The sequence below is a fragment of the Bradyrhizobium sp. URHD0069 genome, assembly GCF_000701345.1.
GTDB lineage: Bacteria > Pseudomonadota > Alphaproteobacteria > Rhizobiales > Xanthobacteraceae > Bradyrhizobium.
In genome coordinates, this window is record NZ_JNIJ01000037.1 from 40,064 (window position 1) to 54,544 (window position 14,481).

Sequence of the window (14,481 nt, forward strand, 5' to 3'; positions counted from 1 at the left end):
CTCATCCTTCGAGACGCGGCCAAGGGGCCGCTCCTCAGGATGAGGGTTTTGTTTGCTGCAACGTTTGCTGGAAGTCGATCATGCCAAAACCTCCTCCGCTGCGTCTCGGAGTCAATGTCGACCACGTCGCCACGCTGCGCAACGCGCGGGCGGGCGAGCGGCCGGATCCGGTGCGCGCGGCGCTGCTCGCGATCGAGGCCGGCGCCGATGGCATCACCGCGCATCTGCGCGAGGACCGGCGGCATATTCGCGACGAAGACATGGCGCGGCTGAAGGCGGAAATCTCAAAGCCGCTGAACTTCGAAATGGCGGCGACCCCGGACATGCTGAAAATCGCGCTTGCGACCAAGCCGCACGCGGTGTGCCTGGTGCCTGAGCGGCGCGAAGAGCTCACCACCGAGGGCGGCCTCGACGTGGTCGGACAGCACAACGCTCTCGCGCCGTTCATCGCAACATTGAACGATGCCGGCGTGCGGGTGTCGCTATTCATCGCCGCCGAGCCGCGACAGATCGAAACCGCGGCGAAGCTGCGCGCTCCGGTGATCGAAATTCACACCGGCGCCTGGTGCGACGCCGTGGTCGACGGCCATGCAGCGAAGGCAGAAGCGGAATGGCAGCGCATCGTTGCCGGCGCAGCACTTGCACATTCTGCCGGCCTGGAAGTCCAGGCCGGCCACGGCCTCGATTATGTCACCGCGGAGAAGATCGCCTCCCTGCCTGAGGTCGTCGAACTGAATATCGGCTACTACATGATCGGAGAGGCGTTGTTCGTCGGCCTCGGTGAGACGGTTCGCGCGATGCGGGCCGCGATGGACCGCGGCCGCGGGAAGCTTGTCAGCCGGGATCATGCGGGCCAGAATCTGACAGGCCGGGCATGATCATCGGCATCGGCTCCGACCTGATCGACATCCGCCGTGTCGCCAAGGTCATCGAGCGGCACGGCGAGCGCTTTCTGGACCGCATTTTTACGGACGCCGAACGCGCCAAGGCCGCGCGCCGCGTTAAAAGCGAGAAGATGGTAGTGGCGACCTACGCCAAGCGGTTTGCCGCCAAGGAGGCCTGTTCCAAGGCGCTCGGCACCGGAATCCGACAGGGCGTCTGGTGGCGTGACATGGGGGTGGTGAACCTGCCGGGCGGCCGTCCGACCATGCAACTGACGGGCGGGGCGCTGGCCCGGCTCGAGGCGCTAACGCCGGCGGGCCAGGAGGCGCGGATCGATCTGAGCATCACCGACGACTGGCCGATGGCGCAGGCATTCGTCATAATTTCGGCGGTTGACCCGGCCAAACCGTGAGGCGTCGGGGTGGAGTGGCCGGCGGTTGACGCAAAACTAAAAATCTTTGACTTGTCAAAGGATTAGCAAGTTTTAACAGAGCCGTTGATTGCGCGGCTGTGAACAACCGTCTAAAACGCGCGCGATAGTTTCAACAGGGCGAATTCAGGTTTGCGCCGGAATTCGTTCGCAATATCAGAATCAGGACCATTTTCTTGACGCGAAACGAATAGCGATTCGCGTGAGGAAAATGTTCTGCCACCGCGCGGCGAATCGCGACGGGGAATTGGGAAAGCGATGAGCGTGACATCCGGGACAAAATCTGAGAGCGGCTTGGGTGAAACCATCCGCGTCGTCATTCACGCTCTGTTGATTGCGCTTGTGATCCGCACCTTCCTGTTCCAGCCCTTCAACATCCCCTCGGGATCGATGAAGGCCACGCTTCTGGTCGGGGACTATCTGTTCGTCTCGAAATATTCCTACGGTTACAGCCACTACTCCATACCGCTGTCGCCGCCGTTGTTTTCAGGACGCATTTTCGGTTCCGAGCCGGCGCGGGGCGATATCGTCGTCTTCCGCCTGCCGAAGGATGATTCCACCGACTACATCAAGCGCGTGATCGGCTTGCCCGGCGACCGCATCCAGATGAAAGAGGGGCTGCTCTATATCAACGATACCCCGGTGAAACGCGAGCGCCTGAGCGATTTCATCGGCGAGGATCCTTGCGGTTCCGATGCTACCGCCCGGGTCAAGCGCTGGAAGGAGACGCTGCCGAACGGCGTCAGCTATGAGTCGCTGGATTGCGTCGATAACGGTTTCTACGACAACACCAATGTCTACACAGTGCCGCCCGGTCATTTCTTCATGATGGGCGATAATCGGGACAACTCAACCGACAGCCGCGTGCTGTCGGCGGTAGGCTACGTGCCGTTCGAGAACATCGTCGGCCGTGCCCAGATGATCTTCTTCTCCATTGCCGAAGGTGAGCACGCCTGGATGTTCTGGCGCTGGCCCACCGCGGTGCGCTGGAATCGCCTATTCACCATCGTGCGATGAACGACGAAACACCTGATATCCTGACCTCATCGTCATCAGGCGAAGCAAGCCCTCAGCCTGAGGCGGGCGGCGAGCCCGTGGCCGCGAAGAAAAAGCGCGGCAAAGTCAGCGCCAAGGCCGCCACCGCGGCGCTCGAGGCCCGCATCGGGCACAAATTTGCCGACCCCACGCTGCTGGCCACCGCCTTCACCCACGTTTCCGCCTTGAAATCCGCGCGCAAGCGCGGCGACAGCTACCAGCGTCTGGAATTTCTCGGCGATCACGTGCTCGGGCTTATCGTGTCCGACATGCTGTATCGCGCTTTCCCGACTGCCAACGAAGGCGAACTGTCGAAGCGTCTCGCCGACCTCGTGCGCAAGGAGAGCTGCGCGGATGTGGCGAAGTCGCTCGGGCTGCTTGATGACATCAAGCTTGGCGCGGTCGGGGCAGGGGCGGGGGCGCGCCTGCGCAAATCCGTGCTTGGCGACATCTGCGAAGCGGTGATCGGCGCGGTGTTTCTCGATGGCGGCTACGGCGCGGCCGCGCAGTTCGTCGAACGCAACTGGACCGAGCGGATGCGCAAGCCGCGCCGGCCGCTGCGCGATCCCAAGACGGTGCTGCAGGAATGGGCGCAAGGCAAAGGTCTGCCCACGCCGGTTTATCGCGAGATCGAGCGCACCGGACCGCATCACGATCCGCAATTCCGCGTTGCTGTGGATCTGCCGGGTCTGGCGCCGGCCGAGGGCGTCGGCGGCAGCAAGCGCGCGGCCGAAAAGGTTGCCGCCTCCGTGATGATCGAGCGCGAAGGCGTCGGCGGCGGCGGCGGTAACAGCGATGGATAACCCCTCTGACAATGCCGCGCCGGCGGCGACGCGCTGCGGCTTTGTCGCGCTGATCGGTGCCCCCAATGTCGGCAAGTCGACGCTGGTCAACGCGCTCGTCGGCTCCAAGGTGACGATCGTCTCGCGCAAGGTGCAGACCACCCGCGCGCTGATCCGCGGCATCGTGATCGAAAACAACGCGCAGATCGTTCTGGTCGATACGCCCGGAATATTCTTACCCAAGCGGCGGCTCGATCGCGCGATGGTGTCGACGGCATGGAGCGGGGCGCATGACGCCGATCTGGTCTGCGTGCTGCTCGACGCGAAGGCGGGGATCGACGAGGAAGCCGACGCGATCCTCACGAAAGTCGCAACTGTTGGTCACGACAAAATTCTGGTGCTGAACAAGATCGACTTGGTTCCGCGCGAGAAGCTGCTGGCACTCGCCAAGGCGGCCAACGACCGCCTGACTTTCGCAGGGACCTTCATGGTCTCGGCACTGTCGGGTGATGGCGTCGACGACCTGCGCCGCACGCTGGCGGAAATGGTGGAGCCGGGGCCGTTTCTTTATCCCGAGGACCAGATGTCGGATGCGCCGATGCGACACCTGGCGGCTGAAATCACGCGGGAAAAAATCTTCCGCCAACTGCATCAGGAACTGCCGTATCAGTCCACCGTTGAGACTGATAGCTGGACCGAGCGCAACGATAAATCGATTCGAATCGAGCAGACGATTTTTGTCGAGCGCGAAAGCCAGCGCAAGATCGTGCTCGGCAAGGGCGGCGCCACCATCAAGTCGATCGGCGCGGAATCGCGCAAGGAAATTGCCGAGATCGTCGGCGTGCCCGTACATCTGTTCTTGTTCGTGAAAGTGCGCGGGAACTGGGGCGACGACCCCGACCGTTACCGTGAGATGGGACTAGAATTCCCGAAGGAATAGCTGGCGCCCTGATGAACGTACCCAAGAACGTGCTGCGGTTTGAAGTGCTGTTGTATTCGTCGCTGACGCTGGATGCGCTCTCGGTCGCATTCCAGGACCGCACGCCGAACGCCGAGCTGACGGAATCAATGATCTCGGTGGCAACCGTGATGGCGGGCTGCCTGATTCTGTTGCTAGTCTACTTTGTCTGGCTCGCCGCGCAGCGGCGGAAGAACTGGCCGCGCTGGGTGCTGGCCGGTGGCTTGGTACTTTCAGTCATCTCGCTGGTGCAGACCATCGGCGGCAGCGGCGTTCAGCTCGATAGCGGCATCGAGATCGTTTCCTGCGCGTTGACGGCGGCGGGCTTGTATTTTTCCTGCACCGGCGACGCGCGGGGTTGGTTTAACAGGTAGCCAGCAGTCTCGCGTCCCGGACGCGGTGCTGCAGGGTAGGCAAAGTCGTGCTCTTCGCGCCGCGCAAAGAGGGTGCGCTTCGCTCAGTCCACCCTGCATGTTATACTCCGACCCATGGAATGGACTGACGACGGCATCGTGCTGGGGGTGCGCCGGCATGGCGAATCAAGCGCCATTGTCGAACTCCTGACGCGCGGCCATGGCCGTCATCTCGGCTTGGTGCGCGGCGGCTCCAGCAAGCGGATGCGGCCGATGCTGCAGCCCGGCAACAGCGTGCGCGCGGTGTGGCGGGCACGGCTCGACGAGCATCTCGGCTATTACGCGATCGAGGGCACGCGCCTGCGCGCCGCCACTGTGCTGGCGTCGTCGCACGCGACCTATGGGGTAACGCATCTGGCCTCGCTGGCGCGGCTGTTGCCGGAGCGCGATCCGCACGAAGACCTTTTCGAGATGCTGGAGCGGACGCTGGATGACTTTGACGACATCGGCGAAGCCGCCATCCAACTGATAAAGTTCGAGCTGGCGATGCTCACCGAGCTCGGCTTCGGGCTCGATCTGGAAAACTGCGCCGCCACCGGCGAAACCAAGGACCTGATTTACGTGTCGCCGAAATCCGGCGGCGCGGTGTCGCGGCAGGCTGGCGATCCCTGGCGCGACCGGCTGTTGCGGCTGCCGGCGTTTTTGCGCGAGGGCGGCGGGCCCAACGGCTGGTCGGACCAGGACCTGCAGGACGGCTTTCAGCTCACCGGAATGTTCTTGCTGCGCCATGTACTGGAACCGCGCGGGCAGGGTCACTCCGACGCCCGCGACGGGTTTATCAATGCGGTGACGAAGCATCGGGCGAGGGTCGCGGTTCCGTAGCGCCGCCGAGCGGCCTAAATTGGCTGCTGATTCGCGTCTTGCCCGATTCACCGCGAGGGTTTAACGCCTCCCCATGGGAAAACGACAACTACCGCCGGAAGAGCCGGCCGAAATCCACGAGGTCATGCTCCGCGACGCGCTCGAGGAGCGTTATCTCGCTTACGCGCTCTCGACCATCATGCACCGCGCGCTGCCGGACGCCCGCGATGGCCTCAAACCGGTGCATCGCCGCATCCTCTACGGCATGCGTCTGCTCCGGCTCGATCCGGGCACGCCGTTCAAAAAGTCCGCCAAGATCGTCGGCGACGTGATGGGCTCGTTCCATCCGCATGGCGACCAGTCGATCTACGACGCGCTGGTGCGGCTGGCGCAGGATTTTTCCTCGCGCTATCCGCTGGTCGACGGCCAGGGCAATTTCGGCAATATCGACGGCGATAATCCCGCCGCGTATCGCTACACCGAAGCGCGTATGACCGAGGTCGCGCGGCTGCTGCTCGATGGCATCGACGAAGACGGTGTCGAATTCCGCGCCAACTACGACGGCCAGTCGAAAGAGCCGATCGTGCTGCCCGGCGGATTTCCGAATTTGCTCGCCAACGGTGCGCAGGGCATCGCGGTCGGCATGGCCACCTCGATCCCGCCGCACAACGCCGCCGAGCTTTGTGACGCAGCGCTGCATCTGATCGACAAGCCCGAGGCGAAGTCGAAGACGCTGCTGAAATGGGTCAAAGGTCCGGATTTTCCGACTGGCGGCGTCATCGTCGATTCCAAGGAGAGCATCGCCGAAGCCTACATGACGGGACGCGGCTCGTTCCGCACCCGCGCCAAATGGAGCCAGGAAGAAGGCGCCCGCGGCACCTGGGTCGTGGTCATCACCGAAATTCCATGGCTGGTGCAGAAGTCGCGGCTGGTCGAGAAAATCGCCGAACTGCTCAACGACAAGAAGCTGCCGCTGGTCGGCGACGTCCGCGACGAATCCGCCGAAGACGTCCGCCTTGTCATCGAGCCCAAGTCGCGCGCAGTCGATCCTGAACTATTGATGGAATCGCTGTTCAAGCTGACCGAGCTTGAAAGCCGGATTCCATTGAACCTCAACGTGCTGGTGAAGGGCCGCATCCCGAAAGTGCTGGGGCTTGCCGAGTGCCTGCGCGAATGGCTCGACCATCTGCGCGACGTGCTGCTGCGGCGTTCCAACTACCGCAAGGAGCAGATCGAGCACCGGCTCGAAGTGCTCGGCGGCTATCTGATCGCCTATCTGAACATCGACAAGGTGATCAAGATCATCCGCACCGAGGACGAGCCGAAACCGGCCTTGATAAAAGCGTTCAAGCTGACGGAGATCCAGGCCGACGCCATCCTCAACATGCGCCTGCGCAGTTTGCGCAAGCTCGAGGAATTCGAGATCCGCACCGAGGACAAGGACCTTCGCAACGAGCTGAAGGGCATCAAGGGCATTCTCGCCTCCGAGGCCGAGCAGTGGTCCAAGGTCGGCGAGCAGGTGCGAAAAGTCCGCGACATCTTTGGGCCGAAGACGCCGCTCGGCAAGCGCCGCACGCAGTTCGCCGACGCGCCCGAGCACGATCTCGCCGCGATCGAGGAAGCCTTCGTCGAGCGCGAGCCGGTGACCGTCGTCGTTTCCGACAAGGGCTGGGTGCGTACCCTCAAGGGCCACGTCGCCGACCTCTCGGCGCTGACCTTCAAGACCGACGACCGGCTCGGCTCGGCATTCTTCGCGGAGACCACCTCGAAACTCCTGCTGTTTGCGACCAACGGAAAATTCTATTCGCTCGATGTCGCCAAATTGCCGGGTGGACGCGGCCATGGCGAGCCGATCCGGATGTTCATCGACATGGAACAGGACGCGGCGATCGTGTCGCTGTTCGTCAACAAGGGCGGGCGCAAATTCCTGATCGCGAGCCATGAAGGGCAGGGTTTTGTCGTCAACGAGGACGATTGCGTCGGCAACACCCGCAAGGGCAAGCAGGTGCTGAATGTCGAGATGCCGAACGAGGCCCGTGCATTGACGACGGTGACCGGAGATACCGTCGCGGTGATCGGTGAGAACCGCAAGATGCTGCTGTTCCCGATCGATCAGGTGCCGGAGATGGCGCGCGGTCGCGGCGTGCGTTTGCAGAAATACAAGGATGGAGGCTTGTCCGATGTCACGACCTTCGATGCCAAGGATGGCCTCATCTGGAAAGATTCCGCGGGTCGCGAATTCAGTGCCAGCATCAAAGAACTCGCCGAATGGCGCGGCAACCGCGCCGACGCCGGTCGCCTGCCGCCGAAAGGCTTTCCGAAGTCGAACAAGTTCGGGCGCGCCGTCGAGTAGGGCACAGCGGCATGCGTTGTCTCTCAGCGCGTCGTCCCGGCGAACGCCGGGACCCATATGCCGTGTATTCTCGTTTCGGCGCTGGGGCGGTTGCCTTCTTGAACAAAGAGCGCCGGTGGTTATGGGTCCCGGCGTTCGCCGGGACGACGTAGCCAACAATCTCCCGCTGGGCGTCCCTTTCACTGCGTCTTGGCTATGGCGGTCGTTTCCAGCGCGGTCCGGACGTTACGCGCAAGCTTGAGTGCGTCGTCGTTGGCCCAGAAGTGAATGAAGAACATGCGGGGTTGTTCGTCCAGCATGTGGCTGTGGATCGCCGTCACTTCGATGTTGCCGGCGCGCAGGGAGCGGATCAACGGGTTGACCTCGTTGCCCGTCACCAGGAAATCACCTGTTATCGCGGCTTTGCCATTGCCGGTCGGCTGAAAGTTGATGCCGTTGGCGCCGCCGAGCGGAGTGTTCACCTGCATTCCGCTTTCCGTGGCCGGATCGCGGCGTGGTATGGCGAACTGATAAACGCCGCCGACTGCCGAGCCCTTGACGCCCATGATCTGGTCGAGCTTCGCCGTGTCTAGATCGACCGCAGGCGCTGGGCCGGCGGTGGTTGCCGGCGGCTCGAACGGCGTCTTGCTGGCCGAAAGGGCGGAGCGAATGACGGCCGCCATTTTCTCGGGATCGCCATGACCGCCGACATGCATGTAGAAAGTTAGCGGCGAGGCGCGCAGAATGTGATTGTGAACCGCGGTGATATCGAGCCCGCCGTCGAGCAGTTTCGTCATCACTGGCGTAATTTCGCTCTCCAGCAGCACGAGATCGCCCATCACCATAGCCTCGCCGTGCATTGGCGCGAATGCGACCCATCCGCCGAGGGCAAGCGCGGGCTTGATGGCGACGCCGTCAAGCGTCACATGCAGGTCGGAGCGCGGAATTCCGTAACGATGGACGTCTCCGGAGACCGTAGCGGTCTTGCCGAGCGCGGCATCGACTTTTTTCCAATCGATCTCCGCTGCGTTGGCAAGGGCGGGGACGCTCAGCGTCGCGGCGAGGGTCAGTAGTCCAAGTTTTCGCATCATCGTTCTCTCCTTGGTCTGCCCCAAAAAGTGTTGATCGATGCCCCTAGATCACCCCCAATAGCCGCAACAACACCCCCGCGGCGCAGCAACCTCCCAGCACCGTGAGCATGCCCAGGTTGAAGCGGAAGATCGCGGTCGCAGCGGCGACGGCCAAAATCAGCGCAGCAACATCGACGCTGGAAAACACCGGCATATCGAACGACAGCCCGAACGATCGCACCGGCGCGGTTTCCCGGAACACGGTGTGGAGCCCGAACCAGATCGACAGATTGAGGATCACGCCGACCACGGCGGCGGTAATCGCCGTCAGCGCGCCGGCCAGTCCCTTGTTGCCGCGGAGGGTCTCGACGAACGGCGCGCCCAGAAAGATCCAGAGGAAGCAGGGCGTGAAGGTGACCCAGGTTGCCAGCAGCCCGCCGAGCGTGCCGGCCAGCATCGGCGACAGCGCGCCGGGATCGCGATAGGCGGCCATGAAGCCGACGAACTGCAGCACCATGATCAGCGGTCCCGGCGTGGTCTCGGCCATGCCCAGACCGTCCAGCATCTCGCCCGGCTGCACCCAGTGGTAATGCTCGACTGCCTGCTGTGCGACATAAGCAAGCACCGCATAGGCGCCGCCAAACGTCACCATCGCCATCTTGCTGAAGAACAGGGCGATCTGGCTGAACACATTGGCCTGACCGAAGGCGATCAAGAGCGCGCCGATCGGCACCAGCCAGAGCAGCAGCCAGATCGCGCTCACTCTCAACGCGCGCGGAACGCTCGGACGAATGTGGTCAGGCAACTCGCCGCCGAGCATGCTGTCGATCGCCGCGGCGTTCTTGCCGCCGCCGTGCGGGACCGCCGCAAATTCCGGCCGGCCGCTTTTCGCCCCGAAATATCCGATCACGCCCGCGGCGACGATGATGATCGGGAAGGGCACATTGAAAAAGAAGATCGCGATGAAGGCGATGGCCGCCAGCGTGATCATGATCCGGTTGCGCAGCGCGCGTTTTCCGACGCGGACCACCGCCTCAATCACGATCGCCAGCACCGCGGCTTTCAATCCAAAGAACAGCGCCTCGACGAATCCGACGTTGCCGAAAGCGGCGTAGACATAGCTCAGCGCCATGATGGCGATGATGCCGGGCAGAATGAACAGGCCGCCGGCCATGATGCCGCCCGCGGTCCGGTGCAAGAGCCAGCCGATGTAAGTCGCAAGCTGCTGCGCCTCCGGCCCCGGCAACAGCATGCAATAGTTGAGCGCGTGCAGGAATCTACTCTCGGAAATCCAGTTCTTTTCCTCGACCAGAATGCGGTGCATTACCGCGATCTGCCCCGCTGGGCCGCCGAAGCTCAGGAGCGCAACCCGGAGCCAGACCAGAAAGGCTTCACCGAAACTGATGCCGTGACCGGCGTCCGCTTCGGTGTTCGTTTCATTCGCAGCGATATCGATCACGGCTTCGCCTTGTTGGTGGGCCAGTTGTGGGTCTCGCCGGTAGCATCCCGGCACCAGCGATAGAACGCATCGTACAGCCCGATGCCGGCCTCGAGCTGCTCGAGATCCTCATCATACATCCGCGACAGGCCGAGCGACGCCGCGAGCAGTCCGGGGGCCTCCGGGCAGAGATCGAGCCGCGCGGTATCGGCGGCACGCACGATCGTTGCGAGCCGCAGCAACGGTGGCGTCCCCAAGCCGAACTCCTCGATCATCACGTCGAACGTGCACAGCTCGCCGCGATGGCTCCAGAACACGTTCTCGATATCGAACGGGACGGCGTTGAAGCGCTCGCCGACCGCAACTACCTCGGCAGGTGCCACGAACAGAAACACCGCGTTCGGATCGATGAAGCGCCTGATCAGCCAGGGGCAGGCGATACGGTCGATCTTCGGCCTCGCGCGGGTGACCCAGACGGTGCGCCCCTGCGCATCGCGCCGCGGCAGTTTCGATGCCGGCACCAACGGCAGCTTGGCGGCCTTCCAGCCTTCAAAGCCGCCTTCAAGCGCTTCCGCAGTGACGTTGAGGTGTCTCAGCCAAGCCGCGGTGCCCTGCGCAAGCTTCTGGCCGCGCAGGCAGACGACGATGGCCGAATGCCCGCCGAACTCTTCGCCCCAATCGGCCGCCACCTGATGGTTGCGTCTGACAGAACCGGGTATCAGCCGCTGATCGGCGGCAAAGTCTTCATCGGTGCGCACGTCGATCAGGGCAGGCATATTCGGCGTGCCGATCAACCGTGCAAGTTTATCTGGAGATATAAAAGTAAAGGATGACATGGATGCGCCCTCGTGAAAAACAACGGGACGCGATACTTGGGCATGTCGCCTCGTGGGGGGATCGCAGAACCCCCATGGGCGTATTACAGCGAAACCGGCGCGGGCTGTCAATGCGCTGATGGAGCTGCGGCCCGATCGCATGGAATTTAGATCCGCAACTGCATATATTTGCGTTGCCATTGAACAGGGCGATTTTTCGGGAACCAGCCGATGCACTCACATTCTGTCGAACAATGGACTCACGATCACGTGTTCCTCGGTTCGGAGCACGCCCGCAACGAGCGCCGGACATGGTTCGTGGTCGCGCTGACCGCTGTCATGATGGTGGGCGAGATTGCGGCAGGATCGCTGTTCGGCTCGATGGCGCTGCTTGCCGATGGCTGGCACATGGCGACCCACGCCGCCGCGCTCGGGATCGCCGGCGCCGCCTATCTGTTTGCGCGCCGGCAGGTGCGCAACTCCCGCTTCAGCTTCGGCACCGGCAAGTTCGGCGACCTCGCGGCTTTTTCCAGCGCGATCATTCTCGCGATGATCGCGATTCAGATCGCGTATGAAAGCGTGCTGCGGCTGGTTCATCCGGTGCCGATTGCGTATGGCGAAGCGATTTCGGTTGCGGTGCTCGGGCTTGCCGTCAACCTCGTCAGCGCGTGGCTGTTACGCGATACGCACGGCCACGACCATCATGGCCACGGCCGTTCCCATGGTGACGACCACGGTCATGACCATTCCCACGGGCATCGTCACCAGGACAACAACCTTCGCGCTGCCTATGTGCATGTGATGGCTGACGCCGCAACCTCGGTTCTCGCGATCGCGGCGCTGGTGACGGCGATGTACTCGCAATGGGTCTGGACCGATCCGGCTGTGGGAATCATCGGCAGCATCGTCATCGCGAGCTGGGCGTTTGGGCTGATCCGCGATTCCGGCGCCGTGCTGCTCGATGTCAGCGTCGACAAAAACCTCGAAGGCGTGATCCGCGACCGGCTGGAGACCAAAGGCGACCGGGTGACCGACCTGCATCTCTGGCAGATCGGTCCCGGCCACCGCGCCGCCGTCATCTCGCTGGTATCGGACAACCCGTCGCCGCCGGCGACCTACAAGCGCCGGTTGAAGGGCTTGCGCGGCCTCAGCCACGTGACGATCGAAGTAGAGTTCTGTCAGCACGCACTCACGTCGGCGCCGGCTCCTTCCGCAGCAGGAACAGCGCCAATAGCGCCGACAGGCTGAGCGCGGATGAGACAATCAGGACGCGGCTTCCCATGGCGTCGACCAGCAAACCGAACGCCAATGGCGCTGCGGCCTGCGCCATCCGCGCCGGCGCGCCGATAATGCCGAGGCGATAGCCGTAATTTTGCGGGCCGAAGATCGCCAGCGGCAGCGTGCCACGCGCAATGGTCAGGATGCCGTTGCCAATGCCATGAAAGATCGCGAACGCGCTTGCTGCCGCACCGCCCGCCAGCGCAACGATCGCGGCGCCAATGGGGTGCGTCAGGCACGCAAGCCGGGTCGACAGCAGCGGATGATAACGGGTCAGGAAGGTCGCCTCGACGATGCGGCCAAACACCTGGGCCGGGCCGATCAGGGCACCGGCCGATACCGCCTGCAGTGTTGTCGCGCCGGCGGCTTCCAGAATGCGCGGCAGGTGCGCCGCCATCGCTCCGGTGACGCTCCAGGCCGCCGCGAAGGCGAACGCCAGCAGGACCATCGTCCGGTCGATCGGGATGTGTGGCTTGATGGAGTTCGCTATCGCCGCCTTGGCGCCTTTGACAGGGGGCAGCATGAAAAAATTGAGCGGCAGGCCGATCAGGATATGCGCCGCCGCCCAGGCGAAGCAGGTGTTGCGCCATCCGATGCCTTCCAGGCCCAGGGCGGTCAGCGGCCATCCGACGGTGCTGGCGAAGCCCGCGATCAGCGTGATGCCGGTGATGGACTGGCGCGCGGCGTCGCCATAGATGCGCCCGAGCGCACCGAAGGCGGCGTCGTAGAGGCCAAATCCCATTCCGATCCCAAGCAGAAGCCAGGCGACGATCAGCACCGGGATGGAATAGGTGAAGCCGAGCAGCGCAAGTCCCGCGGCAAGCGTCACATTGGAAGCCGACAGCACGGACCTGCCGCCGACGAGATCGATCTGTCGGCCGACGCGCGGGCCCAGCATTGCCGAAATCACCAGCGATGCCGAGAAGGCCGCAAATATCCAGTTCGAGGAGACGCCGAGGTCGCGCGCGATCGGATCGGCCAGAATCGCCGGCAGGTAATAACTGGAAGCCCACGCCAGGGTTTGCGTCGTGCCGAGTGCCAGAATGATGGGAAGCTGGCGCCCGCTCATGGTTGGGGCCTCATGGTTCTGGACCAATAGAGCGCCACCGGACCGAGTAGGATGCCCGCCGCCAAAACTGAAAACGCCGCCATCCATGCTGATGCGCTGAGCGGGCCGCCCGCCGCATCCAGCGCGACGCCGACGCCCCAGGCGCCAAGGGCGGACAGGCTGAAGCCGACGGTCGAATGCGTTGCCATCGTCGCGCCGCGATAGCTGGGATTGGCCGCCATCGCCATGCCGGATGTCAGTGCGCCGGAGTCGGCGGGGACCGTGATCGCATACACCATCATCAACGGCAGCAAGAACCAGGGCGACTTGTCCGCAAATATTCCGATCAGCAGCGCCACAAGGGCTGAGCTCAACATGACGGCTGTGATCGCGCGATGCCGTCCGAACCTGAGCGCGAATTCGTTGCCGAGAATGCTGGCGGGCATCGCGAGCAAGGAAAAGATCACACTGACGACAATGGGCGTCAAAATGGAGGAGGGGTCTGAGTTCTTCATGGCGACGAAGGTCCAGAATGCCACCAGCCAGGTTCGTATTCCGTAGAGCTCGAAGCAGTGAGCCCCGTATCCGAGAACGAAGCCCATCGCTTTGGTGTTCCGGAACACCGGCGCAAAATCCAGGAAGCGCCCCACAGCAGGTTTTGGCTCGACCGGCCGCAACAGGAAACAGACGAACAGCATCACTATTGGACCGACCGCCGTAACAAGGAACGCGGTCCGCCAGCCGAAGCTTTCCGCGACCAACTGCGAAACCAGAAAAGACAAGCCGACGCCGAACGAAAAGCTCGAGGTGTACAGCGTAATCGCGCGAGACGAATCGCCCGGCGCGAGGCGATCGGTCAGCGCCTTGAGGCCGGGCATATAGGCTCCCGCAAAGCCTACGCCGGCAACCGCGTTGAAGAACGCGCCTGACCAAAGGCCGGAAGCAAAAATGCCAAACAGGAACGTACCAAGTGCGCTCAGCGCGGATCCCGCAATCAGGATTTTGCGAGCATCGATTCGATCAGTCAACGTTGCCAGCACCGGCACCGTCAGCATGTAGCCTGCCGCCCCGGATCCCGCCAAGAGGCCGGCCTGCGCGCCGCTCAAATGCCATTCCGGAATAAGAAACGCCGCAAGAACTGACGGCACAACGACGTGGGGAAGCAGACTGCCCAGCTGCCCCACACACATCGCGACGAT

At 63.1% G+C, this 14,481-nt stretch carries 14 protein-coding genes; 9 read left to right on the forward strand and 5 right to left on the reverse strand.

The genetic code is table 11. From position 1 onward, the window contains the following. Window positions 1-80: 80 nt before the first annotated feature. The 8 genes from N554_RS0121895 (at window position 81) to parC (ending at window position 7,654) form a co-directional block, all read left to right on the forward strand. On the forward strand, window positions 81-878 hold the full coding sequence (locus N554_RS0121895; RefSeq protein WP_051677633.1) for a pyridoxine 5'-phosphate synthase: 798 nt from the start codon (window positions 81-83) through the stop codon (window positions 876-878). After that, window positions 875-1,294, forward strand: a complete 420-nt coding sequence (gene acpS, locus N554_RS0121900; protein WP_029585431.1) for a holo-ACP synthase — start codon at window positions 875-877, stop codon at window positions 1,292-1,294. The genes N554_RS0121895 and acpS overlap by 4 nt, the downstream gene beginning before the upstream one ends. Window positions 1,295-1,570: 276 nt before the next feature. Next, window positions 1,571-2,329 carry a signal peptidase I gene (lepB, locus tag N554_RS0121910; RefSeq protein ID WP_029585432.1) on the forward strand — a complete coding sequence of 253 codons (759 nt, stop codon included), beginning with the start codon at window positions 1,571-1,573 and terminating at the stop codon, window positions 2,327-2,329. Further along, window positions 2,326-3,150 carry a ribonuclease III gene (gene rnc / locus N554_RS0121915; RefSeq protein ID WP_029585433.1) on the forward strand — a complete coding sequence of 275 codons (825 nt, stop codon included), beginning with the start codon at window positions 2,326-2,328 and terminating at the stop codon, window positions 3,148-3,150. Before lepB ends, rnc begins: the two co-directional genes overlap by 4 nt. Beyond that, window positions 3,143-4,069, forward strand: coding sequence for a GTPase Era (gene era, locus N554_RS0121920; RefSeq protein ID WP_029585434.1), 927 nt, complete (start codon window positions 3,143-3,145; stop codon window positions 4,067-4,069). Before rnc ends, era begins: the two co-directional genes overlap by 8 nt. Before the next feature lie 11 nt (window positions 4,070-4,080). Continuing rightward, window positions 4,081-4,461: a hypothetical protein gene (locus tag N554_RS0121925; RefSeq protein ID WP_029585435.1), complete on the forward strand. Its 381-nt coding sequence runs from the start codon at window positions 4,081-4,083 to the stop codon at window positions 4,459-4,461. 114 nt (window positions 4,462-4,575) lie between these two features. Then, on the forward strand, window positions 4,576-5,322 hold the full coding sequence (gene recO / locus N554_RS0121930; RefSeq protein ID WP_029585436.1) for a DNA repair protein RecO: 747 nt from the start codon (window positions 4,576-4,578) through the stop codon (window positions 5,320-5,322). Between the two features lie 73 nt (window positions 5,323-5,395). After that, window positions 5,396-7,654, forward strand: a complete 2,259-nt coding sequence (gene parC, locus N554_RS0121935; RefSeq protein ID WP_029585437.1) for a DNA topoisomerase IV subunit A — start codon at window positions 5,396-5,398, stop codon at window positions 7,652-7,654. A 179-nt stretch (window positions 7,655-7,833) separates the two neighbouring features. Here the strand turns inward: parC and N554_RS0121940 are convergent, their stop codons facing one another. Genes N554_RS0121940 through N554_RS0121950 form a run of 3 tightly spaced genes read right to left on the reverse strand, consistent with a single transcriptional unit; the run spans window position 7,834 to window position 10,977 of the window. Further along, window positions 7,834-8,721, reverse strand: coding sequence for a DUF1259 domain-containing protein (locus N554_RS0121940; RefSeq protein ID WP_029585438.1), 888 nt, complete (start codon window positions 8,719-8,721; stop codon window positions 7,834-7,836). A gap of 46 nt (window positions 8,722-8,767) precedes the next feature. Further along, the gene (chrA, locus tag N554_RS0121945; protein WP_029585439.1) at window positions 8,768-10,162 is read right to left on the reverse strand and encodes a chromate efflux transporter; all 1,395 of its coding nucleotides are present in this window, start codon (window positions 10,160-10,162) and stop codon (window positions 8,768-8,770) included. Continuing rightward, entirely contained in the window at window positions 10,159-10,977 is an 819-nt protein-coding gene (locus N554_RS0121950) for a chromate resistance protein ChrB domain-containing protein (protein ID WP_029585440.1), read from the reverse strand. The genes chrA and N554_RS0121950 overlap by 4 nt, the downstream gene beginning before the upstream one ends. A gap of 210 nt (window positions 10,978-11,187) precedes the next feature. On the opposite strand from N554_RS0121950, the gene dmeF reads away from it, so the two are divergent. After that, complete coding sequence (gene dmeF, locus N554_RS0121955; RefSeq protein ID WP_081851359.1) at window positions 11,188-12,204, forward strand: CDF family Co(II)/Ni(II) efflux transporter DmeF; 1,017 nt, start codon at window positions 11,188-11,190, stop codon at window positions 12,202-12,204. On the opposite strand, the gene N554_RS0121960 is transcribed toward dmeF, so the two are convergent. Together N554_RS0121960 and N554_RS0121965 are read right to left on the reverse strand one after the other, a co-directional pair. After that, window positions 12,146-13,303 (reverse strand): MFS transporter, encoded by a 1,158-nt coding sequence (locus tag N554_RS0121960; RefSeq protein WP_029585442.1) that lies wholly within the window; start codon window positions 13,301-13,303, stop codon window positions 12,146-12,148. The genes dmeF and N554_RS0121960 overlap by 59 nt on opposite strands. Continuing rightward, window positions 13,300-14,472: an MFS transporter gene (locus tag N554_RS0121965; protein ID WP_029585443.1), complete on the reverse strand. Its 1,173-nt coding sequence runs from the start codon at window positions 14,470-14,472 to the stop codon at window positions 13,300-13,302. The genes N554_RS0121960 and N554_RS0121965 overlap by 4 nt, the downstream gene beginning before the upstream one ends. Between the last annotated feature and the right edge of the window lie 9 nt (window positions 14,473-14,481).